The sequence below is a fragment of the Streptomyces sp. NPDC021012 genome (assembly GCF_044333355.1).
Lineage (GTDB): Bacteria > Actinomycetota > Actinomycetes > Streptomycetales > Streptomycetaceae > Streptomyces.
In genome coordinates, this window is sequence record NZ_JBIRQU010000001.1 from 629,834 (window position 1) to 654,850 (window position 25,017).

Sequence of the window (25,017 nt, forward strand, 5' to 3'; positions counted from 1 at the left end):
GCAAGCGTGCCGGGGCATGGCGTCCGGGTCGATTACCCCGGACGTCATGCCCCGGCCGTGTACGCGGGAGGGCGTCAGATCGTGGCCGTGTCGATGACGAAGCGGTAGCGGACGTCGCTCGCGACGACGCGGGCGTACGCCTCGTTGATCTGGTCGGCGCGGATCAGTTCGATCTCGGCGCCGAGGCCGTGCTCGGCGCAGAAGTCGAGCATCTCCTGGGTCTCGGCGATGCCGCCGATCATCGAGCCGGCGAGGGTCTTGCGGCCGCCGATGAGGGAGAAGAGGCCGACCTTGACGGGCTCCTCGGGGGCGCCGACGTTCACCAGGGCGCCGTCCGTCTTGACCAGGCTCAGGTAGGCGTCGAAGTCGAGGGGCGCGGAGACGGTGGAGACGACCAGGTCGAAGGTGCCGCGGAGGGCGGTGAAGGTCTCCGGGTCGTTGGTGGCGTGGTAGTGGTCGGCGCCCAGCTTGAGGGCGTCCTCCCGCTTCTTCAGCGACTGGCTGAGGACGGTCACCTCGGCACCGAGCGCGTGGGCGATCTTGACGCCCATGTGGCCGAGGCCGCCGAGGCCGACGATCGCGACCTTCTTGCCGGGGCCGGCCCCCCAGTGGGCGAGCGGCGAGTAGAGGGTGATGCCGGCGCAGAGCAGCGGGGCGGCCTCGTCGAGGCCGATGCCCTCGGGGATGCGCAGGGTGTAGTTCTCGTCGACGACGATGTGGGTGGAGTAGCCGCCGTAGGTCGGCTCGCCGTTCTTGTCGAGGGCGTTGTACGTGCCGGTCATGCCGCCGGTGCAGTACTGCTCCAGGCCGCGCAGGCAGTACTCGCACTCGCGGCAGGAGTCGACGAAGCAGCCGACGCCGACGCGGTCGCCGACCCGGTGCCTGGTGACGCCCGGGCCGACCTCGGTGACGATGCCGGCGATCTCGTGGCCGGGGACCATCGGGAAGATGCCCTCGCCCCAGCCGTTGGTGACCTGGTGGATGTCCGAGTGGCAGATTCCGGCGTACTTGATCTCGATGAGGACGTCGTGTTCGCCGACGGGCCGGCGCGGCACGGTGGTGCGCTCCAGCGGGGCGTTGGCGGCGGGTGCGGCGTACGCGGGGACGGTGGTCGCGTTCGTGGTCATGCTGCAAGGCTGCCGGGACGCGGGGGTCCCATCCAGCCACCTGCTCTGCCTACGTCCGGTGTGCCTACCACTGGCAGGGTCAGGAACGTACGTCCGTCCGCGCGGCCCGGCGGCGATAATGGGGCCGTATGGACCTCAGTACCGAACTCGGTGAATTCCTGCGCTCCCGCAGGGCCAGGCTGAAGCCGCAGGACGTGGGCCTGCCCGACTTCGGGCGGCACCGGCGGGTGCCGGGCCTCCGGCGCGAGGAGCTGGCGCAGCTGGCCGGGGTGTCCGTGGCGTACTACACCCGGCTGGAACAGGGCAACGGCCGGAACGTGTCCATGGAGGTCCTCGACGCCATCGCGCGGGCCCTGCGGCTGAGCGACACCGAGCGGGCCCATCTGACGCATCTGGCGAAGCCGACGGTGAAGAAGCGGCAGCGGGCGGCGATCGCGCGGCCGCAGCGGGTGCGCCCCGCCGTCCAGCACCTGCTGGACGCGATGGACGGGCTGCCGGCCTTCGTCCTGGGCCGCCGGGGCGACATCCTGGCCTGGAACCGGATGGCGCGGGCCCTGATGGGCGATTTCGAGGCCTGGGAGCCGGGTGACCGGAACATGGCCCGGATGATCTTCCTCGATCCGAACACGCGCGACCTCTACGTCGACTGGGAGTGCAAGGCGGTCGAGGTCGTGAGCACGCTGCGGCTGTACGCGGGGTGCTACCCGGACGACAAGGAGCTGCTCGCGCTGGTCGGCGAGCTGTCCGTGCGCAGCGAGGAGTTCCGCTCGCTGTGGGCGGCGCACACGGTGACCGACAAGGGGCACGGGCAGAAGCGGGTGCGGCATCCGCTGGTGGGCGAGATGACGCTGTTCTACGAGGCCCTGAAGGTGTCCGGCGACGATCCGGACCTGGTCCTCGTCACGTACCAGGCGGAGCCGGGGTCGGCCTCGGCGGACGCGCTGCGGCTGCTCGCGCAGTGGGGTGTGGACGAGCCCGTGGACGTACGGAAGTGACATGACGAGAAGGCCCCCTCCCGGTGCGGGAGGGGGCCTTCTCGTCGCTCGTGGACGGGTCAGACCGCCGAGCCGGCCTTCCACTCCGACCAGCTCATGTTCCAGCCGTTGAGGCCGTTGTCGGGCTTGATCGTCTTGTCGTTGGAGTTCTTGACGATGACGACGTCGCCGATGAGCGAGTGGTCGAAGAGCCAGGCGGCCGTCTGGTTCGGGTCGCCGGCGCCCTTGACGTCGGCGAGGCCGACGCAGCCGTGGCTGGTGTTCACGCTGCCGAAGATCGACCGCGCGCCCCAGTAGTTGCCGTGGATGAAGGTGCCGGAGGTGGACAGGCGCATGGCGTGCGGCACGTCCTTGATGTCGTACTCGCCCTTGCCGTCGTCGTCGGTGAAGCCGACGGTGGCGCCGTTCATCCGGGTCTCCTTGAACTTCTCGGAGATCACCATCTGACCGTTGTAGGTGGTGTTCTCCGGGGAGCCGGCGGAGACCGGGATGGTCTTGATCGTCTTGCCGTCCTGCTGGACCTTCATGGTCTTGGTGGCGACGTCGACGATGGAGACCTGGTTGCGGCCGATCTTGAAGGTGACGGTCTTCTGCTGGACGCCGAAGACGCCGTCCGCGCCCTCGACGCCGTCGAGGTTCAGCTTCAGGGTGACGGTCGAGCCCTCGGTCCAGTACGCGTCGGGGCGGAAGTCCAGGCGCGTCGAGTTGAACCAGTGGCCCACGACCTCCTGGCCGGAGCTGGAGGTGACCGTGATGCCGCTCTGGACGGCCTTCTTGTTGCTGATCGCCTTGTTGAAGTTGATCGAGACCGGCATGCCGACGCCGACGGTCGAACCGTCCTCGGGCGTGAAGTTGCCGATGAAGCTGTTGGCCTGCGAGACGGTGGTGAACGAGGAGTTCTCGTGGGCCTCCAGGCCCTCCGCGTCCGTGGCGGTGGCGGCGATCTTGTAGACCGTGGCGCGCTTGAGCGGCCCGCTCGGCTTCCAGCTGAGCCCGTCGGCCGCTATTTCGCCCTGGACCGCGACACCCTCGGCGGAGGTCATGGTGACCTCGGTGAGCTTGCCCTCGGCGACGGTGACCTTGGCGTCGTTGTTGATGGAGGCGTTCTGCGCGCCGTTCTTCGGCGAGATGGTGATCTGCGCCTTGGAGGTCTTCTGCGCGGCCGCCTCGTCGACCTGGGCCTGCGACTGCGGCGAAGCGGAACCGGAGGCGCTGCCGCCCTTGTCCCCGTCGTTGCACGCCGAGAGCACGAGTACGCCACCCAGCACCGCGGCTGCCGCCGCCAGGCTCCTGCGGCGCTTGCCGACCGTCATCACACGCTTCTCCATCGTCGCCGGTTCCCTGCCAACTTCTTCTAATGAACGCCATGAGACCCCGTCCGGTTTCGTTACCGGGGGGTTTGTGGGGAACACCACTGATCCACACGCACGGGCGGGGCCGTCCGGTTCCCGGTGCCGCGAAAAGGCCCCGGGAGGGAGTCCCGGGGCCCGCGGACGGGGTGGGTGCCGGCCCTACGGCCGGTCGTCGTCTTCCTCGGCACCATCTTCCTCGCCGAGGTCCCACTCCAGTGCGTCGGGGTCGTATTCGATCTCCTCGCTGCTCCAGGACGCCTGGACCATCTCGATGCCGGGGACGTCGCGGATCAGGTCGAAGGGCTCCACGAGGTAGGCGAGCGCCTCGGCGCTGTCCTCGCGCGCGGCCTCGCGGGCGTGCGCCCGCTCCTCCTCGGGCATGAACTCGTCGCCGTCGATCCGGGCCTCGGCGGCCTCGGTCAGCTCGGTGGGACCGTCGATCTCCAGGACGACATCGACGCGAAGGCGGACATAGCGCGTGGTCTCAGAAGTACTCATGGGTCGGAGCGTAGGGGTCCGGGGGGCCTCGGCTTTCCCGCGACCCGCTGTGTTCCGTAGCATCGGCGCACCGACCAATTCGCGGTTTCCGCAAGGGGGATCGAAATTTCCGTGTCCGTCGCCCGACGCCCACTGCTGACCGCCATCGCCTCGGGGACGCTGCTGTGCGCCCTGTGGTTCGTGCCGTCCGCGAACGCCACCGACGAGCGGGGCGGGGCGCGGATCGGGGTGACCCAGGGCGGCCCCGTGACGGACGGCGAGGACGGGGACCTCGCCGAGACCGGGAGCCGGGACAGCACGCCGTACCTGCTCGGCGGGACGGGGTTCCTGGGGGTCGGCGCGGGTTTCGTGGCGCTCGCGATGCGGCGCCGGGGCCGCGCCTTCTGACGGTGCGTCGGCGCTTCTGACCCCGTACGCGCGGAAGGGCCGCCCCCGGGATCGGGGGCGGCCCTTCCGTACCTCTCGTCCTGACGCCGTTACGCCAGCGGGCCGGTGACCGGCTCCACGGCGGCGACCAGCTTCCCTTCGCGGACGAAGGCGTCGGCGGCCGCGAGGTCGGGGGCGAGGAAGCGGTCCGGGCCGGGGCCCTCGACGCCGGCCGCGCGCAGGGCCTCGATGGCGGCCCGCGAGGCGGGCGCGGGGGTCAGGCCCTCGCGGAGCTCGATGCCCCGGGTGGCGGCGTACAGCTCGACCGCGAGGACCCGGTTGAGGTTGCCGATCGCGGTGCGCAGCTTGCGGGCGGCGGACCAGCCCATGGAGACGTGGTCCTCCTGCATCGCGGAGGACGGGATGGAGTCGGCGGAGGCCGGGACGGCGAGCCGCTTCATCTCGCTGACCAGGGCGGCCTGCGTGTACTGGGCGATCATCAGGCCCGAGTCGACCCCGGCGTCGTCCGCGAGGAACGGCGGGAGGCCGTGCGAGCGGTTCCTGTCGAGGAGCCGGTCGGTGCGGCGCTCGGCGATGGAGCCGAGGTCGGCGGCGGCGATCGCGAGGAAGTCGAGGACGTACGCGACGGGGGCGCCGTGGAAGTTGCCGTTGGAGCGGACCTCGCCGCTGGGCAGCACGATCGGGTTGTCGACGGCGGCGGCGAGCTCGCGCTCGGCGACGAGCCGGGCGTGGGCCATGGTGTCGCGGCCGGCACCGGCGACCTGCGGGGCGCAGCGGACCGAGTAGGCGTCCTGGACGCGGGGGGCCTCGCCCGCCTGGGCGTGGCCGGTGAGGCCGGAGCCCTTGAGCACGGCCAGCATGTTGGCGGCGGAGGCGGCCTGGCCGGGGTGCGGGCGGACGGTGTGCAGCTCGGGTTCGAGGACCTTCTCGGTGCCGAGGAGGGCTTCGAGGGAGAGCGCGGCGGTGATGTCGGCCGACTTGAAGAGGGTGTCGAGGTCGGCGAGGGCCATGATCAGCATGCCGAGCATGCCGTCGGTGCCGTTGAGGAGGGCGAGGCCCTCCTTCTCCTTGAGCTCGACGGGCGCGATGCCGGCGGCGGCGAGGAGCTCGCCGGCGGGCTTGACGACGCCGTCGGGGCCCTCGGCGTCGCCCTCGCCCATGAGCGCGAGGGCGCAGTGGGAGAGCGGGGCGAGGTCGCCGGAGCAGCCGAGGGAGCCGTACTCGTGGACGACGGGGGTGATGCCGGCGTTGAGGACGTCGGCCATCGTCTGGGCGACCTCGGGGCGGACGCCGGTGTAGCCGGAGGCCACGGTCTTCAGGCGGAGGAACATCAGGGCGCGCACGACCTCGCGCTCGACGCGCGGGCCCATGCCGGCGGCGTGCGAGCGGACGATGTTGCGCTGGAGCTGGGCGCGGAGCTCGTGGCTGATGTGCCGGGTGGCGAGCGCGCCGAATCCGGTGGAGACCCCGTAGACGGGCTCGGGCTTGGCGGCGAGCGCGTCGACGATGTCACGGGCGGCGGCCAGGGCGGCCACGGCCTCGGTCGACAGCTCGACGCGGGCGCCGTGGCGGGCGACGTCGATGACGTCCTGCGGGGTCGTGCCGGACGTGCCGAGGACGACTGTCTGCATATCCATATTCAGCACCCTACGGATTGAAGACCGACATGTCACTAGGTGATTTCGTCACCGTCCCCACACGGGACGGCCCCTTACCGAGTCGCCTCGCGGTCAACGGTCCCGGGGCGGGTCCCCCGGCGGTGGCTCCGCCGGCAGCGGGCCCGTCGGCGGCGCGTCGCGGAAGCGGCGGCGGTCCCGGGCTCCCGGGGGCGCGTCGGCGAGGCGGATGACCGTGCCGTCGCGGCCCGCGACGACGGGCTTCGCGGAGCGGTCGGCCTTGGCCTGGTACTGGGCGGCGTCGGCGAGCCGGAAGAGGCGGCGGGCCGACCTGAGGGGGCCGATGGGGTCGCCGGTGGACGCGACCCCGCAGGCCACGCCCTCGCCGAGCTCCAGCTCCGCCGCCCGTACGCACAGCTCCCCGGCGACCGCGACGACCTCGTCCGCCGTCGGGCCGACGGTGAGCAGGCAGAACTCGTCGCCGCCCAGGCGGGCCGCGAGGGCGCCGGGGAGCATGGCCCCGCAGCGGGAGAGGACCGAGCCGAAGCGTTCGAGGAGGCGGTCGCCGACGGCGTGGCCGTGGGTGTCGTTGACGCGCTTGAGGCCGTTGAGATCGCAGACCATCAGGCTCACCACGGAGCCGTCGACCCGGTAGCGCTCGATGGCCTCGTCCAGGCGGGTGTCGACGGCCCGCCGGTTGGCCAGGCCGGTCAGGGGGTCGGTGAAGGCCAGCTTGCGGACCTCCTCCAGGCGCTCGGCCTGGGCGATGCCGGCGGCGACGACCGCCGCCAGGACGGTCGCGAAATCGGCGTCCGCGCGGGTGAAAGGTTTCTCCCCCTGCGGTCTGGCCACGTACAGCTCGCCCCACGCGCGCCCGTGCAGCACGATCGGGGCGACCACGCAGCAGCCGCGACCCCGCCGCCGCAGGCCGGTCACCCGGCCCGTCGGGACGGGGTCCGCGGCCGTCTCCACCCAGGCGTCCGGCTCGCCGCCGCCCGCCCACTGCTCGTGCAGGAACTCGGTGATCTCGGGGAACTGGTGCACCGGATACGTCTCCGAGTCCGGGAACTCCTCCTCGCCCACGGCCCGGTCCCCGGCGTTCACCAGGACCTTCAGGCGGCCGTGGTCCCGCTCCCAGACGGACAGCGCGGCGAAGCTCCCGTCGAGCCCCTGGCAGGCGCCGAGCGCCGCCGCCCGCCAGAACTCGCGCGGAGTGTGCGCCGCCGCGATCCCCTGCGCCAGCGCCACCACGGCCCGCAGCCGCACGTCCTCACCCATTCCTCCAGCTTAGGGAGGTTTGATCCGTTTTCCCCACCGAGACGTCACGTTAAGTGATATTTGGTACAAAACGGTAGGAACCAGAGGTCACTCGCCGGGCCAGTTCGGCTTCCGCTTCTCGTTGAAGGCCGCCACGCCCTCCGCCCGGTCGCCCGAGAAGGCCACCGAGCGCCAGGCCGCGTCCTCGACCTCCAGGCCCGCCCGCAGGTCCAGGCCCTGGCCGAGCCGCATCGCCTTCTTCGCGGCGCGCAGGCCGACCGGCGAGTTCGCCGCGATCCGCCCGGCAAGCTCCAGGGCCGCCGTCCGCGCGTCCTCCTCCAGGAGGTCCACGAGGCCCAGCTCGCGGGCCTCGACCGCCTCCACCCGGCGGGCCGTGAAGACCAGCTCGGCGGCGCGCGCCGCGCCCACCCGGCGCGGGAGCAGCTGCGTACCGCCGCCGCCGGGGATGACGCCCACGGAGACCTCGGGGAGGCCGACGACGGCGGTCGCGTCGGCCACGATGACGTCGCAGGCGAGCGCCAGCTCGAAGCCGCCGCCGAGGGCGAAGCCGTGCACGGCGGCGACGGTCGGCATCGGCAGCTCCAGGACGCCGGTGTAGCAGGCGCGGGCGGTCGGGCGCTGGCGGACGAGCTCGGCGTCGGTGAAGGAATTGCGCTCCTTCAGGTCGGCACCGACACAGAAGGCGCGGTCGTTCGAGGAGGTCAGGACGGTGACGCGGACCTCGGGATCGGCGGCGAGGGCCTCGCAGGCGGCCCCGATGGAGCGGGCCATCTCGGAGGAGACCGCGTTCATGGCCTTGGGCCGGTCGAGGACCAGCTCCGCGACGTGCCCGTCCTTCCGGACCACCACGAACTCACCAAAGCGCTGCTCGGACATGACCGCACACCCTCCCGGTTCAGGCCTGTTAACGGCTGTTAACAGGCGTTCACCGGGAGATCCTAAGTCGGGCGGCGGCTCAGGAGCCAGGGTTCGACGACGCCGAGGCCGCGGACCGGGCGCTGCCACATGGGCTGGAGGGCGAAGCGGTACGCGGCGGGGGTGCGACCCTCCTTCTCGGCACGGGCCGCCTCCTCGGCCGTCTCCGCCTCCGAGGCGGGCGCCTCGCCGGTGCGGATCAGCTCCTCGGCGAGGGCGCCGTCGACGAGGACGGCGTCCTTCGGGGCTATCGAGGTGAGGCGGCTGGCCAGGTTCACGGTGGTGCCGAAGACGTCGCCCATCCGGGTCGTGACCTCGCCGAAGGCGATGCCGACGCGCAGCGCGGGCATCGTCTCGTCGTGGCTGAGGGTCTCGATGAGCCGGAGCGCGATCTCGGCGGCCGTGCCCGGGTCGTCGGCGCAGTAGAGCACCTCGTCGCCGAGGGTCTTGATGAGCCGGCCGCCGTGCGCGGCGACGAGGTCGGCGCAGGTGGTCTCGAAGGCCTCGACGAGCTCGCCGAGCTCCTCCTCCTCCAGGCGGCGGGTCAGCCGGGTGAAGCCGACGAGGTCCGCGAAGCCGACGGCGAGCCGACGGTCGACCATCTCCTCGTCGTCGGCGGCCTGGACGACCCGGCCGGTGGCGGCGGCGAGCTGCCGGCGCCACACGTAGATCAGGAACTCCTCCAGCTCCGGCAGGAGCAGCTCGACCAGCGGGTACGTGACCTCCGTGCGGGTCATGCCGGGCTCGGGCGGCTCGGTCAGGCCCTCCAGGAAGGAGTCGATCTGCCACTCGGCGAGGCGCGCGGTGGTCTGTCCCGTGGAGCGGGCCACCTGCACGGCCATCGGCTCGCTGAGCAGCCCGGCCTCCACGAGGCCGGCGAGCCGCCGCAGGGCGAGGACGTCGGCCTCGGTGAGCGCCTTGGCCTGGCCGATGTCGGCGAAGCCCATGGCGCGCCAGAACCGGGAGGCGAGCTCCATGGAGACGCCGGCGGTGCGGGCCGCCTGGAACGGGGTGTAGCGGCGGTCGGCGCCCAGGATGAGCTGTTCGAGGCGGATGGCGAGGGGGTCGTGGCTCGGCTCCGCCGTGTGGTCGACCTCGTGGTGGGGGGTGGGGTACGTGGGCGGTGCGGCCGGCTCGGCCGGTTCGGCCCTGCCGCCCGCGCTCGCGTCGTCGACGGTCACCGGCCGCCTCCTGCCCGTTCCCTGCCGCTGCCCACTTGCCCTGCCGATCTGTCGCCTTCGATCCCGGTCCACGATACGGCAGGTGTGTGCTGGCTCACGCGCGAACGGCTGCCGGACCGGGCCGCGCGGGCCTTCCGGGCGAACGGCCCGGAGGGCGCGGCCCGCACCGGGTCACGTCCGCAGGTGGACGATGTCGCCCGCTCCCACCGCCTCCGTGCCGCCGCCCTCCGTCTCGACGACCAGGCGGCCGTCGCCGTCCAGGGCGACGGCCTCGCCCTCCAGCATCCGTTCGCCGGGCAGTTCGGCGCGGACGCGGCGGCCGAGGGTGGCGCAGCCGGCCGCGTAGGCCGCCTGGAGGCCGGAGGCGGCGGGGTCGCCGTCGGCCCGCACCCAGTCGCCGTACCACTGCTCCAGGGAGCGCAGGACGGCCCTCAGGAGGGTGTCGCGGTCGGTGGAGGCCGCTCCGGCGAGGAGGAGCGAGCCCGCGGTCGGCACGGGCAGCTCGTCCTCGCGGAGGGTGACGTTGATGCCGAGTCCGACGACGATCGCGTCCGCCCCGGCCCGCTCGGCGAGGATCCCGCCGGTCTTGCGCTCCTCGCCCCCGCCGGAAACCAGCAGGTCGTTGGGCCACTTGAGGGACGTGTCGACGCGGGCGGCCTTCGCGAGGCCCGTCGCGGCGGCCACGCCGGTGAGCAGCGGCAGCCAGCCCCAGCGGTGGACCGGCACATCGGGCTTGAGCAGCACCGAGAGGAACAGCCCCGACCGGGCGGGCGCGGTCCAGCTGCGGTCGAGCCTGCCCCGGCCCGAGGTCTGCTCCTCTGCGACGAGCACGGCCCCTTCGGGCAGTTCGTCGGCCCGGACGGCGAGGTCGCTGTTGGTGGAGCCGGTGCTGGTGACCACGTCGAACGAGGTCCACAGTCCGTCGGGAAGCACGAGCGCGCGGCGCAGCGCGGGGGCGTTCAGCGGGGGCCGGTCGAGGTCGGACCAGGGTCCGCCGGAGCCTTGGGAGGACGTCATGCAAGCCAGAGTAGGTGTGGCAAAGACCGCAGTGCCGAACCGTATCGCCGTCGATACTCTACGGATCAGTAGGCCAGCAGTAGCCCATTCGTAGTCAACGAACCCCCCGTGACCAGGCAGGGAGCCGCATCCCGATGTCCGAGCCGGCAGAGCAGTACGAGATCGACATTCACACGACCGCGGGCAAGATCGCGGACCTCAAGCGCCGTATCGACGAGGCCACGCATGCCGGCTCGGAGCGGGCGGTGGAGAAGCAGCATGCCAAGGGCAAGCTGACCGCGCGTGAGCGGATCGCCCTTCTGCTCGACGAGGGGTCGTTCGTGGAGCTGGACGAGCTGGCGCGCCACCGCTCGACCAACTTCGGCCTGGAGAGGAACCGGCCGTACGGGGACGGGGTCGTCACCGGCTACGGCACGGTGGACGGGCGTCCGGTGGCGGTGTTCTCGCAGGACTTCACGGTGTTCGGCGGGGCGCTGGGCGAGACGTACGGCCAGAAGATCATCAAGGTGATGGACTTCGCGCTGAAGACGGGCTGCCCGGTCATCGGCATCAACGACTCCGGCGGCGCCCGCATCCAGGAGGGCGTGAGCGCGCTCGGGATGTACGGCGAGATCTTCCGGCGGAACACGCATGCGTCGGGTGTGATCCCGCAGATCTCGCTGGTCGTGGGCCCGTGCGCGGGCGGTGCGGTGTACTCGCCCGCGATCACCGACTTCACGGTGATGGTGGACCAGACCTCGCACATGTTCATCACCGGTCCGGACGTCATCAAGACGGTGACCGGCGAGGACGTGGGCTTCGAGGAGCTGGGCGGCGCCCGGACGCACAACTCGACCTCGGGCGTGGCGCACCACATGGCGGGGGACGAGAAGGACGCGATCGAGTACGTGAAGTCGCTGCTCTCGTACCTCCCTTCGAACAACCTCTCCGAGGCGCCCGCCTTCCCCGAGGTCGCGCAGACCGAGGTGACGGACGAGGACCGCGAGCTCGACGCGCTGATCCCGGACTCGGCGAACCAGCCGTACGACATGCACAAGGTCATCGAGCACGTCCTGGACGACGGGGAGTTCCTGGAGACGCAGGCGCTGTTCGCGCCGAACATCCTGACCGGCTTCGGTCGCGTCGAGGGCTTCCCGGTGGGCGTGGTCGCGAACCAGCCGATGCAGTTCGCGGGCTGCCTGGACATCAACGCGTCCGAGAAGGCCGCGCGGTTCGTGCGGACCTGCGACGCCTTCAACATCCCCGTGCTGACCTTCGTGGACGTGCCGGGCTTCCTGCCGGGCGTGGACCAGGAGTACGGCGGCATCATCCGGCGCGGTGCGAAGCTGATCTACGCGTACGCGGAGGCGACGGTCCCGCTGATCACGGTCATCACGCGGAAGGCCTTCGGCGGCGCGTACGACGTCATGGGCTCCAAGCACCTGGGCGCCGACCTGAACCTGGCGTGGCCGACGGCGCAGATCGCGGTCATGGGCGCGCAGGGCGCCGTCAACATCCTGCACCGGCGGACCATCGCCGATGCGGAGGATCAGGAGGCGGAGCGGGCGCGGCTCATGCAGGAGTACGAGGACGCGCTGCTCAACCCGTACACCGCGGCCGAGCGCGGCTACATCGACGGGGTGATCCTGCCGTCGGACACGCGCCCGCAGATCGTGAAGGGCCTGCGTCAGCTGCGGACGAAGCGGGAATCCCTTCCTCCGAAGAAGCACGGCAACATCCCGCTGTAGGCCCCCGCACGAGCGCTGAAGGAGCCGTTGTGATCAAGGTCGTACGAGGCAATCCGACGCCCGAGGAGCTGGCCGCCGCACTGGCGGTCGTTCAAGCCCGGGCCGCGGCCACGGCGGCGGCGTCCGCCGGGGCGGGCGGCCCGGCGGTGCCGGAGGGCTGGTCGGACCCCTCCCGCATCGCGCGGTCGGTGCGGCACCGGCCGGGCCCGCGGGCCTGGGCGCGGTCGTACTGGCCCGCGTAGTCGTCGCATGGCGAGAGGCCGGACCCCTTGTGCGGGGGGTCCGGCCTTTCGCGTGCCCGGGCCACTTCTCAGGTGCGGCGGAGGAAGAGGCCCGACAGTACGGCTCCGGCGGCGACGATCGCGGCGTTGACCAGGACCGCGCGGCCGATGCCGTCGAGGAGCACGGGCGCGGTGACGACGACGGCGCTCATGACCGGGGTGCCCATGGTGATGCCGATCTGCTGGGTCATGGTGGCGAGCCCGGTGGCCATGCCCTGCTCGCCGTCGGGGAGGCCCGAGGTCGCGGTGACCATGAAGCCGACGATCGCGAGCATGTTGCCGACGCCGCCGGCGAAGGTCGCGGTGAGGAGGAGGGCGAGGCTGCCGCGGTCGTCGCCGAGGGCGTACAGGGAGAGGGTGGCGAGGGCCTGGAAGAGGCCGCCGGAGACGAGGGCGGCGCGGGCGCCGAAGCGGCCGATGAAGCGGGAGGCGGCGAGCCCGCCGAGGACGGTGCCGGCGCCGAGGACGCCGAAGGAGAGTCCGGCGGCGAGCGGGGAGAAGCCCAGGACGTCCTGGAGGTACAGGGTCATCAGGAAGACCAGCGAGGTCTCGGTGACGAAGGCGACGAGCCCGGCGAGGTTGCCCCGGACGACGGTGCGGCGCCTCAGGACGTGGATCGGGACGAGGGGCGAGGCGGCCCGCCGTTCGACGAGGACGAAGGCGGCGAGGAGCACCGCGCCGGCGGCGAGGGCGGCGAGCGCGGTGGGGTCGGGCCGGCCGTGTTCGCCGGTGACGGTGAGGCCGTAGACGAGGGCGAGGAGTCCGCCGGTGACGGTGATCGCGCCGGGGACGTCGAGGCGGGGGCGGACGGCGGGGCGGCTCTCGGCGATGACGGCGGGGGCGACGAGGAGGACGGCGAGCGCCACCGGCACGTTGACGAGGAAGGCCCAGCGCCAGGAGAGCAGGTCGGCGAGGACGCCGCCGAGGATCGCACCGGTGGTGAAGCCCGCGGACATGAGGGCGCCGTTCAGGCCGAGCGCCTTGGCGCGCAGCGGGCCCTCGGGGAAGGACGAGGTGAGCAGGGAGAGCCCGGCGGGGGTGACGGCCGCGGTGGCGAGGCCCTGGGCGACCCGGGCGGCCATGAGCGTCCCGGGGCCGGTGGCGAGTCCGCCGGCGAGGGAGGCGAGCCCGAGGACGGCCATGCCGCCGAGGAAGAGGCGGCGGCGGCCGATCAGGTCGGCGACGCGCCCGAAGAGGAGGGTGAATCCGGCGGCGGCGAGGGCGAAGGCGGTGGCGATCCACTGGAGGCCGCCGAGGGTGAAGCCGAGTCCCTGGCCGATGACGGGCAGGGCGACGTTCAGGATCGAGAAGTCGACGGCCAGCATGAACTGGGCGAGGAGGAGGACGACGAGGACGAGCCGCATCCGGCCGGTCATCCGGTCGGGGCGGGTGGACGAGGGGGTGGGGAGATCGAGGGCGACCATGCGAAGGACCCCTTAATGGGAAGCCAGTTCCTTTAAGATGTCCCGTACCGTAGCAGAGTCGATGGCTTTAATGGAACAGGAGTCCCGTTTGACTGAGAGCCGGCCGGCCCCGCCCGGCACCACGCGCCCCGGCGGCCGCACCGCGAAGGTCCGCCGGGCGGTCCTCGACGCCACCCTGGAGGCCCTCGCCGACACCGGCTTCCACGCGCTGAACATGGACCGGATCGCCGCGGCCGCCGGGGTCGGCAAGACCACCGTGTACCGCCGCTGGGGCTCCCCCGTCGGCCTGGTCACCGACCTCCTGCACGACATGGCCGAGCAGTCGCTGCCCGCCTCCGACACCGGCAGCCTCCCGGGCGACCTGCGGGCCAACGCCGAACTCGTCCGGGCCACCCTCGCGGACCCCCGGATGGGCGCCGTCTTCCGCGCGGTCATCGCGGCGGCCGCCTGCGACGAGGAGTGCGCCCGCGCCCTCGCCGGCTTCTACCGGACCCGGCTCGACGCATGGGCCCCGGTCGTCACCCGGGGCGCGGCGCGGGGCGAGGTCCCGGCGGGGACCGACCCCCTCGAACTCCTCCGCGCCGTCTCCGCCCCGCTCTACTACCGCTTCGCGGTCACCCACGAGGAGCTCGACGGGGCCGTCGCGGAGCGGGCGGTCACGGCGGCGCTCGCGGCGGCCCGCGACGGGGTGTTCGTACGGGACGGGGTCCGCGAATAGTCCTTTCGCGCAGGGGCGCCTGAGTATCCGTACTCAGGCGCGGCGGCCGCCCCACCAGCAGGATCGGGAACATGCTGTGGTCGGACCCGGAGAACAAGCCGCCGAAGTTCCTCCGCGAGATGCAGGCGCTGATCGGTCGTACGGGCGTGCTGCTCGCCGTGGCCGTGGTCCTGGCCGTACTCCTGACGGGCACGCGGTGAGAAGCACCGGCGGAGGACCGACCCCCATTACGCTGCCCTCATGACTGCTGATCCGCGCCGTGTCGTGCTCGCCTCCGCCTCCCCCGCCCGGCTCGGTCTGCTCCGGCAGGCCGGACTCGCTCCCGAGGTGATCGTGAGCGGCGTCGACGAGGACAAGGTCCACGCCCCGACCCCGGCCGAACTCGCGCTCGCCCTCGCGGAGGCGAAGGCCGCCCATGTGGCCGCCAGGCCCGAGGCGTTCGGCGCGCTCGTCATCGGCTGCGACTCGGTCCTGGAGCTCGACAGGCAGGCGCTCGGCAAGCCGGCCGACGCCGAGGAGGCCGTCGCCCGCTGGAAGTCGATGCGGGGCAGGGTCGGCATCCTCCAGACCGGCCACTGCGTGTACGACACGGCCGCCAAGCGCTACGAGTCGGCGACGGCCTCCACCGTGGTCCGCTTCGGCGAGCCGACGGACGAGGAGATCGCCGCGTACGTGGCGAGCGGCGAACCGCTGCACGTGGCGGGCGCGTTCACCCTGGACGGCCGCTCGGCCCCGTTCATCGACGGCATCGACGGCGACCCGGGCAACGTGATCGGCCTGTCCCTGCCGCTGCTGCGCCGGCTCCTGCGCAAGCTGGACGTCGAGATCACCGACCTCTGGGCCTGAGGTCAGCCGGCGGCCGGCGCCTCCTCGGGGGCGCCGGCGCCCGCCTCGTACCCCTTCCCGTACGCCACCAGGGTCAGGACGACGAGGCCGAGCACGGTCATCAGGAAGGCGAAGGCGGGCCAGCCGAGGAGGCCGACGGCGACCGCGCCGAGGACGCCGTGGACGATCGCGCAGCCGATGAGGAGGCCCCTGCCGAGGCGGCCGGGGCGGCGGTCGCGGACGCCCGCGACGAGGGCGACGAGGGCGCAGAGGACGAGGGCGACGCCGGAGCCGATGCCGAGCCCCCAGGTGCCGGCGACCATCGCGTCGGGGTCCATGCCGGCGAGGGACATCGACTGGGCCTCCAGGAAGCCCGCCATGAGGGCGTTGATCGCGACGATGCCGGGCGCTTCGAGGAAGAGCACCGCGGCCGTCACGAGGGCTATCGGTCTGCGGGCCACCTCGGCCACCCCCTGGATTCGTCTGTTACCGGCAGTACGGTCGGCAGCGCGAACGCTACTGGCCGGTAAACACCTGGACAAGGGTGCGCGCACGGCGGCCGACGGCCCGTCGACACTCGAGGGCCGCTCGAGTCCGACCGCAAAGAATGATCGAGTCATTCGTAGGGATTGGACAAAGAAACCCGAATGGCCCCTGGTCGCGAGAACAGAGACCTGCGCCACACCTGGGAGCTACTGTGCCGTCATGGAACCCTGCGTACCGTGGTGCGATAAGGGAATTCACCACCCGAGCAGGCCCGGCGTCACACTCCGTGTGGGCAAGCTCACTAGTGGGGACGGGTCGAACGAACGTGTCGGCAGTCCCTAAACTCGGCTTGTTTCAAGGAGGGAGCCATCGTGCGCAAGGTGCTCATCGCCAACCGTGGCGAAATCGCTGTCCGTGTGGCCCGGGCGTGCCGGGACGCGGGTATCGGCAGCGTTGCCGTGTACGCCGATCCGGATCGGGATGCCCTGCACGTCCGGGCGGCTGACGAGGCGTTCGCTCTGGGCGGTGACACTCCGGCCACCAGCTACCTGGACATGGCCAAGGTGCTCCAGGCCGCCAAGGACTCGGGCGCGGACGCGATCCACCCCGGATACGGGTTCCTCTCCGAGAACGCGGAGTTCGCGCAGGCCGTCCTGGACGCGGGTCTGACGTGGATCGGCCCGCCGCCGCAGGCGATCCGGGACCTGGGCGACAAGGTCGCCGCCCGTCACATCGCGCAGCGCGCCGGCGCCCCGCTCGTCGCGGGCACGCCGGACCCGGTCTCGGGTGCCGACGAGGTCGTGGCCTTCGCGCAGGAGCACGGGCTGCCGATCGCCATCAAGGCCGCCTTCGGCGGTGGCGGTCGCGGTCTGAAGGTCGCCCGCACCCTCGAAGAGGTCCCGGAGCTGTACGACTCCGCCGTCCGCGAGGCCGTCGCGGCCTTCGGCCGGGGCGAGTGCTTCGTCGAGCGCTACCTGGACAAGCCGCGCCACGTCGAGACCCAGTGCCTCGCCGACCAGCACGGCAACGTGGTCGTCGTCTCCACCCGTGACTGCTCGCTCCAGCGCCGCCACCAGAAGCTGGTCGAGGAGGCCCCGGCGCCGTTCCTGACGGAGGCGCAGAACGCGGAGCTGTACGCGGCGTCGAAGGCGATCCTGAAGGAGGCCGGCTACGTCGGCGCCGGCACGGTCGAGTTCCTCGTCGGCACCGACGGCACGATCTCCTTCCTGGAGGTCAACACGCGTCTGCAGGTCGAGCACCCGGTGACCGAGGAGGTCACGGGCCTCGACCTGGTCCGCGAGATGTTCCGCATCGCCGACGGCGAGGAGCTCGGCTACGGCGACCCGGAGATCCGCGGTCACTCCTTCGAGTTCCGGATCAACGGCGAGGACCCGGGCCGCAACTTCCTGCCGGCCCCCGGCACGGTCACCCTCTTCGACCCGCCGACCGGCCCCGGTGTCCGCCTCGACGCGGGCGTCGAGTCCGGCTCCGTGATCGGCCCGGCCTGGGACTCGCTCCTGGCCAAGCTGATCATCACCGGCGCCACCCGCGAGCAGGCGCTCCAGCGGGCGGCCCGCGCGCTGGCGGAGTTCAAGGTCGAGGGCATGGCGACGGCGATCCCGTTCCACCAGGCCGTCGTGGTCGACCCCGACTTCACCGCCGACCCGTTCCGGGTCCACACGCGCTGGATCGAGACGGAGTTCGTCAACGAGATCAAGCCGTTCGCCCCGGCCGGCGCCGAGGCGGACGAGGACGAGTCGGGTCGCGAGACGATCGTCGTCGAGGTCGGCGGCAAGCGCCTCGAGGTCTCCCTGCCGTCCTCGCTGGGCATGACGCTGGCGCGCACGGGCCTGGCGGCCGGTGCGAAGCCGAAGCGCCGCGCGGCGAAGAAGTCCGGCCCGACCGCCTCGGGCGACACCCTCGCGTCCCCGATGCAGGGCACGATCGTGAAGGTCGCGGTCGAGGAGGGCCAGGAGGTCAAGGAGGGCGATCTGATCGTCGTCCTGGAGGCCATGAAGATGGAGCAGCCGCTCAACGCCCACCGTTCCGGCACCGTCAAGGGCCTGAGCGCGGAGGTCGGCGCCTCCGTCACGTCCGGCGCCGCCATCTGCGACATCAAGGACTGACGTCGCAGCCACGTAGGTGACGAAGGGCCCGCAGGCAGCCGCCTGCGGGCCCTTCGCCGACAGGAGGGGCCCGTAATCCCATGCGCGCCGACGCACGACGCAACCACGAGCGCCTGCTCGTCGAGGCCCGCGCCGCCTTCGCGGAACAGGGCGCGGACGCTCCCCTGGAGGAGGTCGCGCGCCGCGCGGGCGTCGGGATCGGCACCCTCTACCGCCACTTCCCCACCCGGGCCGATCTGCTGAACGCGGTCTTCCAGGAGGCGCTGGCCGAACTCCTCGACCGCTCGCGGCAGCTGTCCGGGGCGGACGCGCCCTGCACGGCGCTGGTGGAGTGGCTGCGGGCGCTGATCGCCCACGCGGGCGAGTACCGGGGGCTGGCACACGCGCTGATGTCCGCCTCCTACGACCGGAGTTCGGCCCTGGCGCGGTGCAGCGATCCGCTGCGCGCGGCGGGCGAGCGGCTGCTCGGACGGGCCCAGGAGGCCGGGCAGGTGCGCGCCGACGTGTCGATCGGCGATCTGATGCAGCTCACCAACGCGATCGCGCTGGCGGCGGAAGAGTGCCCGGAGGACCCGGAGTTGGCCGACCGCCTGCTCGCGCTGACGCTGCGGGGCCTGAAGGACTGACGCGGCACGGAGCGGCGTGGGACCCCTGGGGGAGGGTCCCTCGGGTACTGCGGCCGACTTCTGCGGGCTTCTGCCGGCTTCTTCCGATGTCAGCGGCGGCGCATGTCCGCGACCCGGGCCGTGCGCTCCAGCGTCTCCGCGGCCATGCCGCCGCCCGGGCCCCGGAACTGACCGGCCGCCATCCGCCCGCGCTGGACGGGGAGCGGCATGTCACGGCGGGGCCGGGCGCCCGGGGGGAGCTGCTCGCCGCCGGAGGGGCCGGCGGCCGCGCCCGTACCGGCGACGGCGATCTGGACGCCCTGGTCGGCGAGGGCCTGGAGCTCGGTGGCGGCCCGCTCGTCGTGGGCCGGCGGCTCGTCGGTCACCAGGCGGGTGATGACGTCGGTCGGCACCGTCTGGAACATGGTGTCGGAGCCGAGCTTGGTGTGGTCGGCCAGGACCACGACCTCGGCCGCCGCCTGCACGAGCGCCCGGTCCACGCTCGCGGAGAGCATGTTGGACGTGGACAGGCCGCGCTCGGCGGTCAGTCCGCTCCCGGAGAGGAAGGCCCGGGAGACCCGGAGCCCCTGGAGCGACTGCTCCGCCCCGCTGCCCACGAGGGCGTAGTTGGAGCCGCGCAGGGTGCCGCCGGTCATGACGACCTCGACCCGGTTGGCGTGGGCGAGGGCCTGGGCGACGAGCAGGGAGTTGGTGACGACGGTCAGTCCGGGCACGCGGGCGAGCCGGCGGGCCAGCTCCTGCGTGGTCGTCCCGGCGCCGACGACGATGGCCTCGCCCTCTTCGACGAGGCTCGCGGCGACGTCGGCGATGGCCGTCTTCTCCGCTGTGGCGAGATGGGATTTCTGCGGGAAGCCGGATTCTCGCGTGAATCCGCCCGGCAACACCGCACCGCCGTGGCGGCGGTCGAGGAGTCCTTCTGCCTCCAGGGCCCGTACGTCTCTCCGTACGGTCACTTCGGAGGTCTGGACGACGCGGGCGAGCTCGCGGAGCGACACGGCCCCATTGGCTCGCACCATTTCGAGGATCAACTGGCGACGTTCTGCAGCGAACACGAAACTGACAGTAACGTGACCGGCCGATAGTTTTCAGCACTATGCGCCGAATTGCAGAAGATGCGCACGGACGGGGCCTCCAAGTGGTATGGGAGGCCCCGCCGTTGATCGTTCTATGTCCCGCCTTGCCGGGGGTTGTCCGAGTCGGCGAACCGTTCCCGCAGGCGGGAGGCGGGCCGGGGCGGGGCGTCAGGCCTCGCCCGTCGCCTTTCGGGTGTGCAACTGCCGTGCCACTTCCGCGATCGAGCCCGACAGGGAGGGGTACACGGTGAAAGCATTTGCGATCTGTTCGACCGTCAGATTGTTGTCGACCGCGATCGAGATCGGATGGATCAGTTCGCTCGCCTTCGGCGCGACGACGCAGCCGCCGACCACGATGCCGGTGCCCGGGCGGCAGAAGATCTTCACGAAGCCGTCCCGGATGCCCTGCATCTTCGCGCGGGGGTTGCGCAGCAGCGGCAGCTTGACGACCTTGGCGTCGATCTTGCCCGCGTCCACGTCCGCCTGGGTGTAGCCGACGGTGGCGATCTCCGGGTCGGTGAAGACGTTCGAGGAGACCGTCTTGAGGTTGAGCGGGGCCACCGCGTCGCCGAGGAAGTGGTACATCGCGATCCGGCCCTGCATGGCGGCGACCGAGGCGAGCGCGAAGACGCCCGTGACGTCACCGGCCGCGTAGACGCCCGGGGCGCTCGTACGGGAGACCTTGTCGGTCCAGATGTGACCGGAGTCCTTCAGCTTGACGCCGGCCTCCTCCAGGCCCATCCCCGCCGAGTTCGGGATCGCGCCGACGGCCATCAGGCAGTGGGTGCCGGAGATGACGCGGCCGTCCGCGAGGGTGACCTCGACGCGGTCGCCGACCCGCTTGGCGGACTCGGCGCGGGAGCGGGCCATGACGTTCATGCCGCGGCGCCGGAAGACGTCCTCCAGGACGGCGGCGGCGTCCGGGTCCTCACCGGGGAGGACGCGGTCGCGGGAGGAGACCAGGGTGACCCGGGAGCCGAGCGCCTGGTAGGCGCCGGCGAACTCGGCGCCGGTGACGCCGGAGCCGACCACGATGAGCTCCTCCGGGAGCTCCTTGAGGTCGTAGACCTGGGTCCAGTTCAGGATGCGCTCGCCGTCCGGCTTGGCGTCGGGCACCTCGCGCGGGTGGGCGCCGGTCGCGATCAGCACCGCGTCGGCGGTCAGCGTCTCCTCGGTGCCGTCGGCGGCGGTGACGACCACCTGGCGGGAGCCGTCCATCGCCTGCCGGCCGGAGAGCCGGCCGCGGCCGCGCAGGACGCGGGCGCCGGCCCGGGTCACGGAGGCGGTGATGTCGTGGGACTGGGCGAGCGCGAGGCGCTTCACCCGTCGGTTCACCTTGCCGAGGTCCACGCCGACGACCCGGGCGGCCTGCTCGATGTGCGGGGTGTCGTCCGCGACGATGATGCCCAGCTCCTCGTAGGAGGAGTCGAAGGTGGTCATCACCTCGGCGGTGGCGATCAGGGTCTTCGAGGGGACGCAGTCGGTCAGGACGGACGCGCCGCCGAGGCCGTCGCAGTCCACGACGGTCACCTCCGCGCCGAGCTGGGCGCCCACGAGGGCCGCCTCGTATCCGCCGGGTCCGCCGCCGATGATCACGATCCGGGTCACTGGGATCTACGCCTCGCGCTCTCGTTCTGCCGGGGGGTCCCCCCGCTGGGATGCAGTGCGTACGCCATTGTCCCGCACGCTTCAAGTGCGTAGCCCATTGTCCCGCACACCGGGCACTGCCTCGCGCCGGGGGCCCGGACGCCCCCCGTACGGCCCCCTCGCGGCCGCCACCTCGGCGTTCGCCGGACACCCCGCCCCCTCCCGTACCCTCGGTCCCATGTCGCTCTACGCCGCTTTCGCCGGCAACCTCGACGCGCGGCTGATGAGCCGCCGCGCACCGCACTCCCCGCTGCGCGGCACCGGCTGGCTGAACGGCTGGCGGCTGACCTTCGGCGGCGAGCAGATGGGCTGGGAAGGGGCGCTGGCCACCATCGTGGAGGCCCCCCGCTCCCAGGTCTTCGTGGCGCTGTACGACATCGCGCCGATGGACGAGGACTCCATGGACCGCTGGGAGGGCGTGGGCCTGGACATCTACCGGCGGATGCGGGTGCGGGTGCACACCCTGGACGGCGAGGAGCCGGCCTGGGTGTACGTCCTCAACGCGTACGAGGGCGGGCTGCCGTCCGCGCGGTACCTCGGCGAGGTCGCCGACGCGGCCGAGTCGGCGGGCGCGCCGCACGACTACGTGATGGAGTTGCGCAAGCGCCCCTGCTGACCCCGCCGGTCCGTCCGGGGGCCCGGAACCGCCCGTTCGTCGGAAACGACAAGACAACGATCGCATGTCCGTCAGCATCGTCATCTACGCGCGTAGGAATTCTCCGGCTACGCTGCTGCGGGTAACAAATCCGTCCGGGGCTCCCCTCGGACCCCCCTCCCCGAGGCGAGAGAGTCAGTGAACGCAACTGCCACCCCGTACGAGGCCGCCGAGGCCGCTGCCGCACGCCTTCGCGAGCTGACCGGTGTCGAGAACCACGACGTCGCCCTGGTCATGGGCTCCGGCTGGGCCCCCGCCGTCGACGCCCTCGGCGCCCCCGAGGCCGAGTTCCCGGTGACCGAGCTCCCCGGCTTCCCGCCGCCGGCCGTCGAGGGCCACGGCGGCAAGGTCCGCTCGTACAAGATCGGCGAGAAGCGCGCGCTGGTCTTCCTCGGCCGCACCCACTTCTACGAGGGCCGGGGCGTCGCCTCCGTCGCCCACGGCGTCCGCACCGCCGTCGCCGCCGGCGTCAAGACCGTCGTCCTCACCAACGGCTGCGGCGGCCTCCGCGAGGGCATGCGCCCCGGCCAGCCGGTCCTGATCAGCGACCACATCAACCTCACGGCCGCCTCCCCCATCGTCGGCGCCAACTTCGTCGACCTCACCGACCTGTACTCGCCGCGCCTGCGCGCGCTGTGCAAGGAGGTCGACGAGACGCTGGAGGAGGGCGTGTACGTCCAGTTCCCCGGCCCGCACTACGAGACCCCGGCCGAGATCAACATGGTCCGCGTCCTCGGCGGCGACCTCGTCGGCATGTCCACCGTCCTGGAGGCCATCGCCGCCCGCGAGGCCGGCGCCGAGGTCCTCGGCATCTCCCTCGTCACCAACCTGGCCGCGGGGCTCTCGGGCGAGCCGCTGAACCACGAGGAGGTGCTCCAGGCGGGGCGCGACTCGGCGGCGCGGATGGGTGAGCTGCTGACGCGGGTCCTCGACCGGATCTGAGTTCTTTCCGCGCCCCTGGCGCCGTGCGGCCCCGGGGCGCGGGCGGGCGTCGGGGCGCTGGGGCGGCCGCCGGGGCGCGACGCCGGTGCGTCCGGCCGGCCGGTGCGGGGCCGCTGCGCGGGGCTTCTCCCCCACCCCGCCCCTTCCCGAAACCGGGGGCAAGTCCCCGGACCCCCGTACGCACTCCGGGCGTGTCCGCAAACGCCGGACGGGCTGGAAATCCAGCGCCGCCAGCGTTTGAGGCGCGGGGTCCGGGGCGGAGCCCCGGTTTCGGGAAGGGGCGGGGTGGGGGAAGGCTCCGCGCAGCGGCCACCCGCACGACCCACCGACCCGCACCCGCACCCGCACCCGCACCACCGACCGGCACCAGCACCCGCACCGGCCCGCACCCGCACCCCGCCCGCACACCCGAAAGGCACACCACCGTGACGCAGGACGACCTCCTCGCCCGGGCCCAGGCGTGGCTCGCCGAGGATCCCGATCAGGAGACCCGCGACGAGCTCGCCGCGCTCCTCGACCGCAACGCCACCGACGAGCTCGCCGCCCGTTTCAGCGGCACGCTGCAGTTCGGCACCGCCGGGCTGCGCGGTGAGCTGGGCGCCGGGCCGATGCGGATGAACCGCTCGGTCGTGATCCGGGCCGCCGCGGGCCTGGCCGCGTACCTGAAGGCGAAGGGCCAGGAGGGCGGGCTCGTCGTCATCGGGTACGACGCCCGCTACAAGTCGGCGGACTTCGCCCGCGACACCGCCGCCGTGATGACGGGCGCGGGGCTGCGCGCGGCCGTGCTCCCGCGCCCGCTGCCGACGCCGGTCCTGGCGTACGCCATAAGGCATCTGGGCGCCGTCGCCGGTGTCGAGGTGACCGCGAGCCACAACCCGCCGCGTGACAACGGCTACAAGGTCTACCTGGGCGACGGCTCGCAGATCGTGCCGCCGGCCGACGCGGAGATCGCCGCCGAGATCGAGGCCGTGCGGTCCCTGCACGACGTGCCACGCCCGGAGGACGGCTGGGAGACGCTCGGGGACGAGGTCCTGACGGCCTACCTGGAGCGTACGGACGCCGTCCTGACCCCCGGCTCCCCCCGCACCGCGCGGACCGTCTACACGGCCATGCACGGCGTCGGCAAGGAGGTCCTGACGGCCGCGTTCGGGCGGGCCGGCTTCCCGCCGCCCGCGCTCGTCGCGGAGCAGGCCGACCCGGACCCGGCGTTCCCGACGGTCGCGTTCCCGAACCCGGAGGAGCCGGGCGCCATGGACCTGGCCTTCGAGGCCGCGCGGGCCGTGGACCCCGACATCGTCATCGCGAACGACCCGGACGCCGACCGCTGCGCCGTGGCCGTGCCCGACGCGGAGGCCGAGGGCGGCTGGCGGATGCTCCGCGGCGACGAGGTGGGCGCGCTGCTCGCCGCGCACCTGGTGCACAAGGGCGCCACCGGCGTGTTCGCCGAGTCGATCGTGTCGTCCTCGCTGCTCGGCCGGATCGCCGAGGCGGCCGGGGTCGGGTACGAGGAGACGCTGACCGGCTTCAAGTGGATCGCCCGCGTCGACGGCCTGCGGTACGGCTACGAGGAGGCGCTCGGCTACTGCGTCGACCCCGAGGGCGTCCGCGACAAGGACGGCATCACGGCGGCGCTGCTCGTGACCGAGCTGGCCTCGGTGCTCAAGGAGCAGGGCCGGACGCTCACCGACCTCCTCGACGACCTGGCGGTGGCGCACGGGCTGCACGCCACGGACCAGCTGTCGGTGCGGGTCGAGGACCTGTCGGTCATCGCGAACGCGATGGCCACGCTGCGCGAGCGGCCCCCGGTCCGGCTCGCGGGTCTGACGGTCGTCTCGGCCGAGGACCTGACGAAGGGCACGGAGTCGCTGCCGCCGACGGACGGCCTGCGCTACCACCTGGAGGGCGCCTACAAGGCCCGGGTGATCGTCCGCCCCTCCGGCACCGAGCCCAAGCTCAAGTGCTACCTGGAGGTCGTCGTCCCGGTCGGCGACGCCAGCGAGCTGGCGACGGCCCGCGCGACGGGCGCCGAGATCCTCGCCGCGATCAAGCGGGACCTTTCCGAGGCCGCCGGGCTGTAGGCGGACGGACACGGCCGCGGGGGCCCGTACGGAATCGATTCCG

At 72.5% G+C, this 25,017-nt stretch carries 24 protein-coding genes; 12 read left to right on the forward strand and 12 right to left on the reverse strand.

Features of this window, described 5'->3' with window-relative positions; genetic code table 11:
* Positions 1 to 74: 74 nt before the first annotated feature.
* Entirely contained in the window at positions 75 to 1,127 is a 1,053-nt protein-coding gene (locus ACH4TP_RS02870; RefSeq protein ID WP_398435392.1) for an NAD(P)-dependent alcohol dehydrogenase, read from the reverse strand.
* Positions 1,128 to 1,255: 128 nt separating this feature from the next.
* On the opposite strand from ACH4TP_RS02870, the gene ACH4TP_RS02875 reads away from it, so the two are divergent.
* Positions 1,256 to 2,122 carry a helix-turn-helix transcriptional regulator gene (locus ACH4TP_RS02875; protein ID WP_389220347.1) on the forward strand — a complete coding sequence of 289 codons (867 nt, stop codon included), beginning with the start codon at positions 1,256 to 1,258 and terminating at the stop codon, positions 2,120 to 2,122.
* Positions 2,123 to 2,181: 59 nt separating this feature from the next.
* Here ACH4TP_RS02875 and ACH4TP_RS02880 read toward each other — a convergent pair whose 3' ends face one another.
* Together ACH4TP_RS02880 and ACH4TP_RS02885 are read right to left on the reverse strand one after the other, a co-directional pair.
* Positions 2,182 to 3,450: an Ig-like domain-containing protein gene (locus ACH4TP_RS02880; protein ID WP_398186968.1), complete on the reverse strand. Its 1,269-nt coding sequence runs from the start codon at positions 3,448 to 3,450 to the stop codon at positions 2,182 to 2,184.
* A 183-nt stretch (positions 3,451 to 3,633) separates the two neighbouring features.
* Entirely contained in the window at positions 3,634 to 3,972 is a 339-nt protein-coding gene (locus tag ACH4TP_RS02885) for a hypothetical protein (RefSeq protein ID WP_389220353.1), read from the reverse strand.
* Positions 3,973 to 4,083: 111 nt separating this feature from the next.
* Here ACH4TP_RS02885 and ACH4TP_RS02890 point away from each other — a divergent pair, with 111 nt between their 5' ends.
* Positions 4,084 to 4,359, forward strand: coding sequence for an LAETG motif-containing sortase-dependent surface protein (locus ACH4TP_RS02890; RefSeq protein WP_389220356.1), 276 nt, complete (start codon positions 4,084 to 4,086; stop codon positions 4,357 to 4,359).
* Between the two features lie 89 nt (positions 4,360 to 4,448).
* Here the strand turns inward: ACH4TP_RS02890 and hutH are convergent, their stop codons facing one another.
* The 5 genes from hutH to ACH4TP_RS02915 form a co-directional block, all read right to left on the reverse strand.
* The gene (gene hutH, locus ACH4TP_RS02895) at positions 4,449 to 5,990 is read right to left on the reverse strand and encodes a histidine ammonia-lyase (RefSeq protein WP_389221556.1); all 1,542 of its coding nucleotides are present in this window, start codon (positions 5,988 to 5,990) and stop codon (positions 4,449 to 4,451) included.
* A gap of 99 nt (positions 5,991 to 6,089) precedes the next feature.
* A complete protein-coding gene (locus ACH4TP_RS02900; RefSeq protein ID WP_398186973.1) occupies positions 6,090 to 7,253 on the reverse strand; it encodes a diguanylate cyclase domain-containing protein in 1,164 nt (387 codons plus the stop codon).
* An 87-nt stretch (positions 7,254 to 7,340) separates the two neighbouring features.
* Positions 7,341 to 8,129: an enoyl-CoA hydratase/isomerase family protein gene (locus ACH4TP_RS02905; protein ID WP_398186975.1), complete on the reverse strand. Its 789-nt coding sequence runs from the start codon at positions 8,127 to 8,129 to the stop codon at positions 7,341 to 7,343.
* A 62-nt stretch (positions 8,130 to 8,191) separates the two neighbouring features.
* Entirely contained in the window at positions 8,192 to 9,349 is a 1,158-nt protein-coding gene (locus ACH4TP_RS02910; RefSeq protein WP_389220366.1) for an adenylate/guanylate cyclase domain-containing protein, read from the reverse strand.
* 171 nt (positions 9,350 to 9,520) lie between these two features.
* Positions 9,521 to 10,366: a biotin--[acetyl-CoA-carboxylase] ligase gene (locus ACH4TP_RS02915; RefSeq protein ID WP_398435396.1), complete on the reverse strand. Its 846-nt coding sequence runs from the start codon at positions 10,364 to 10,366 to the stop codon at positions 9,521 to 9,523.
* A gap of 134 nt (positions 10,367 to 10,500) precedes the next feature.
* On the opposite strand from ACH4TP_RS02915, the gene ACH4TP_RS02920 reads away from it, so the two are divergent.
* Positions 10,501 to 12,093: an acyl-CoA carboxylase subunit beta gene (locus tag ACH4TP_RS02920; protein ID WP_389220370.1), complete on the forward strand. Its 1,593-nt coding sequence runs from the start codon at positions 10,501 to 10,503 to the stop codon at positions 12,091 to 12,093.
* Positions 12,094 to 12,122: 29 nt separating this feature from the next.
* A complete protein-coding gene (locus ACH4TP_RS02925) occupies positions 12,123 to 12,335 on the forward strand; it encodes an acyl-CoA carboxylase epsilon subunit (RefSeq protein WP_398186980.1) in 213 nt (70 codons plus the stop codon).
* 68 nt (positions 12,336 to 12,403) lie between these two features.
* Here ACH4TP_RS02925 and ACH4TP_RS02930 read toward each other — a convergent pair whose 3' ends face one another.
* Entirely contained in the window at positions 12,404 to 13,798 is a 1,395-nt protein-coding gene (locus ACH4TP_RS02930) for an MFS transporter (protein WP_398435398.1), read from the reverse strand.
* 70 nt (positions 13,799 to 13,868) lie between these two features.
* Here ACH4TP_RS02930 and ACH4TP_RS02935 point away from each other — a divergent pair, with 70 nt between their 5' ends.
* From ACH4TP_RS02935 to ACH4TP_RS02945, 3 genes are all read left to right on the forward strand, one after another.
* Positions 13,869 to 14,516: a TetR/AcrR family transcriptional regulator gene (locus tag ACH4TP_RS02935; protein ID WP_398435770.1), complete on the forward strand. Its 648-nt coding sequence runs from the start codon at positions 13,869 to 13,871 to the stop codon at positions 14,514 to 14,516.
* A 71-nt stretch (positions 14,517 to 14,587) separates the two neighbouring features.
* Positions 14,588 to 14,716: a morphogenic membrane protein MmpB gene (mmpB, locus tag ACH4TP_RS02940; RefSeq protein WP_389220382.1), complete on the forward strand. Its 129-nt coding sequence runs from the start codon at positions 14,588 to 14,590 to the stop codon at positions 14,714 to 14,716.
* A 40-nt stretch (positions 14,717 to 14,756) separates the two neighbouring features.
* On the forward strand, positions 14,757 to 15,362 hold the full coding sequence (locus ACH4TP_RS02945; protein WP_389220386.1) for a nucleoside triphosphate pyrophosphatase: 606 nt from the start codon (positions 14,757 to 14,759) through the stop codon (positions 15,360 to 15,362).
* Between the two features lie 2 nt (positions 15,363 to 15,364).
* Here the strand turns inward: ACH4TP_RS02945 and ACH4TP_RS02950 are convergent, their stop codons facing one another.
* Positions 15,365 to 15,802 carry a hypothetical protein gene (locus tag ACH4TP_RS02950; protein WP_398186987.1) on the reverse strand — a complete coding sequence of 146 codons (438 nt, stop codon included), beginning with the start codon at positions 15,800 to 15,802 and terminating at the stop codon, positions 15,365 to 15,367.
* Positions 15,803 to 16,198: 396 nt separating this feature from the next.
* Between ACH4TP_RS02950 and ACH4TP_RS02955 the strand changes: the two genes are divergently transcribed.
* A complete protein-coding gene (locus ACH4TP_RS02955) occupies positions 16,199 to 17,953 on the forward strand; it encodes an acetyl/propionyl/methylcrotonyl-CoA carboxylase subunit alpha (protein ID WP_389220392.1) in 1,755 nt (584 codons plus the stop codon).
* An 80-nt stretch (positions 17,954 to 18,033) separates the two neighbouring features.
* On the forward strand, positions 18,034 to 18,579 hold the full coding sequence (locus tag ACH4TP_RS02960) for a TetR/AcrR family transcriptional regulator (RefSeq protein WP_389220395.1): 546 nt from the start codon (positions 18,034 to 18,036) through the stop codon (positions 18,577 to 18,579).
* 89 nt (positions 18,580 to 18,668) lie between these two features.
* Here ACH4TP_RS02960 and ACH4TP_RS02965 read toward each other — a convergent pair whose 3' ends face one another.
* Both ACH4TP_RS02965 and ACH4TP_RS02970 read right to left on the reverse strand, forming a co-directional pair.
* Positions 18,669 to 19,595 carry a DeoR/GlpR family DNA-binding transcription regulator gene (locus tag ACH4TP_RS02965; RefSeq protein ID WP_389220398.1) on the reverse strand — a complete coding sequence of 309 codons (927 nt, stop codon included), beginning with the start codon at positions 19,593 to 19,595 and terminating at the stop codon, positions 18,669 to 18,671.
* 225 nt (positions 19,596 to 19,820) lie between these two features.
* On the reverse strand, positions 19,821 to 21,260 hold the full coding sequence (locus tag ACH4TP_RS02970; RefSeq protein WP_398186992.1) for an NAD(P)H-quinone dehydrogenase: 1,440 nt from the start codon (positions 21,258 to 21,260) through the stop codon (positions 19,821 to 19,823).
* A 217-nt stretch (positions 21,261 to 21,477) separates the two neighbouring features.
* On the opposite strand from ACH4TP_RS02970, the gene ACH4TP_RS02975 reads away from it, so the two are divergent.
* From ACH4TP_RS02975 to ACH4TP_RS02985, 3 genes are all read left to right on the forward strand, one after another.
* Positions 21,478 to 21,915 carry a gamma-glutamylcyclotransferase gene (locus ACH4TP_RS02975; RefSeq protein WP_017239758.1) on the forward strand — a complete coding sequence of 146 codons (438 nt, stop codon included), beginning with the start codon at positions 21,478 to 21,480 and terminating at the stop codon, positions 21,913 to 21,915.
* Positions 21,916 to 22,092: 177 nt separating this feature from the next.
* Complete coding sequence (locus ACH4TP_RS02980; RefSeq protein ID WP_398186996.1) at positions 22,093 to 22,896, forward strand: purine-nucleoside phosphorylase; 804 nt, start codon at positions 22,093 to 22,095, stop codon at positions 22,894 to 22,896.
* A 425-nt stretch (positions 22,897 to 23,321) separates the two neighbouring features.
* Positions 23,322 to 24,974 (forward strand): phospho-sugar mutase, encoded by a 1,653-nt coding sequence (locus ACH4TP_RS02985; protein ID WP_398186999.1) that lies wholly within the window; start codon positions 23,322 to 23,324, stop codon positions 24,972 to 24,974.
* Positions 24,975 to 25,017: the final 43 nt, after the last annotated feature.

Bases quoted from the DNA above. Each gene is read 5' to 3' on its own strand.
- ACH4TP_RS02870 (WP_398435392.1), bottom strand. From the start codon at position 1,127: ATGACCACGAACGCGACCACCGTCCCCGCGTACGCCGCACCCGCCGCC.
- ACH4TP_RS02875 (WP_389220347.1), top strand. From the start codon at position 1,256: ATGGACCTCAGTACCGAACTCGGTGAATTCCTGCGCTCCCGCAGGGCC.
- ACH4TP_RS02880 (WP_398186968.1), bottom strand. From the start codon at position 3,450: ATGGAGAAGCGTGTGATGACGGTCGGCAAGCGCCGCAGGAGCCTGGCG.
- ACH4TP_RS02885 (WP_389220353.1), bottom strand. From the start codon at position 3,972: ATGAGTACTTCTGAGACCACGCGCTATGTCCGCCTTCGCGTCGATGTC.
- hutH (WP_389221556.1), bottom strand. From the start codon at position 5,990: ATGCAGACAGTCGTCCTCGGCACGTCCGGCACGACCCCGCAGGACGTC.
- ACH4TP_RS02900 (WP_398186973.1), bottom strand. From the start codon at position 7,253: ATGGGTGAGGACGTGCGGCTGCGGGCCGTGGTGGCGCTGGCGCAGGGG.
- ACH4TP_RS02905 (WP_398186975.1), bottom strand. From the start codon at position 8,129: ATGTCCGAGCAGCGCTTTGGTGAGTTCGTGGTGGTCCGGAAGGACGGG.
- ACH4TP_RS02915 (WP_398435396.1), bottom strand. From the start codon at position 10,366: ATGACGTCCTCCCAAGGCTCCGGCGGACCCTGGTCCGACCTCGACCGG.
- ACH4TP_RS02920 (WP_389220370.1), top strand. From the start codon at position 10,501: ATGTCCGAGCCGGCAGAGCAGTACGAGATCGACATTCACACGACCGCG.
- ACH4TP_RS02930 (WP_398435398.1), bottom strand. From the start codon at position 13,798: ATGGTCGCCCTCGATCTCCCCACCCCCTCGTCCACCCGCCCCGACCGG.
- ACH4TP_RS02935 (WP_398435770.1), top strand. From the start codon at position 13,869: ATGGAACAGGAGTCCCGTTTGACTGAGAGCCGGCCGGCCCCGCCCGGC.
- mmpB (WP_389220382.1), top strand. From the start codon at position 14,588: ATGCTGTGGTCGGACCCGGAGAACAAGCCGCCGAAGTTCCTCCGCGAG.
- ACH4TP_RS02945 (WP_389220386.1), top strand. From the start codon at position 14,757: ATGACTGCTGATCCGCGCCGTGTCGTGCTCGCCTCCGCCTCCCCCGCC.
- ACH4TP_RS02960 (WP_389220395.1), top strand. From the start codon at position 18,034: ATGCGCGCCGACGCACGACGCAACCACGAGCGCCTGCTCGTCGAGGCC.
- ACH4TP_RS02965 (WP_389220398.1), bottom strand. From the start codon at position 19,595: ATGGTGCGAGCCAATGGGGCCGTGTCGCTCCGCGAGCTCGCCCGCGTC.
- ACH4TP_RS02975 (WP_017239758.1), top strand. From the start codon at position 21,478: ATGTCGCTCTACGCCGCTTTCGCCGGCAACCTCGACGCGCGGCTGATG.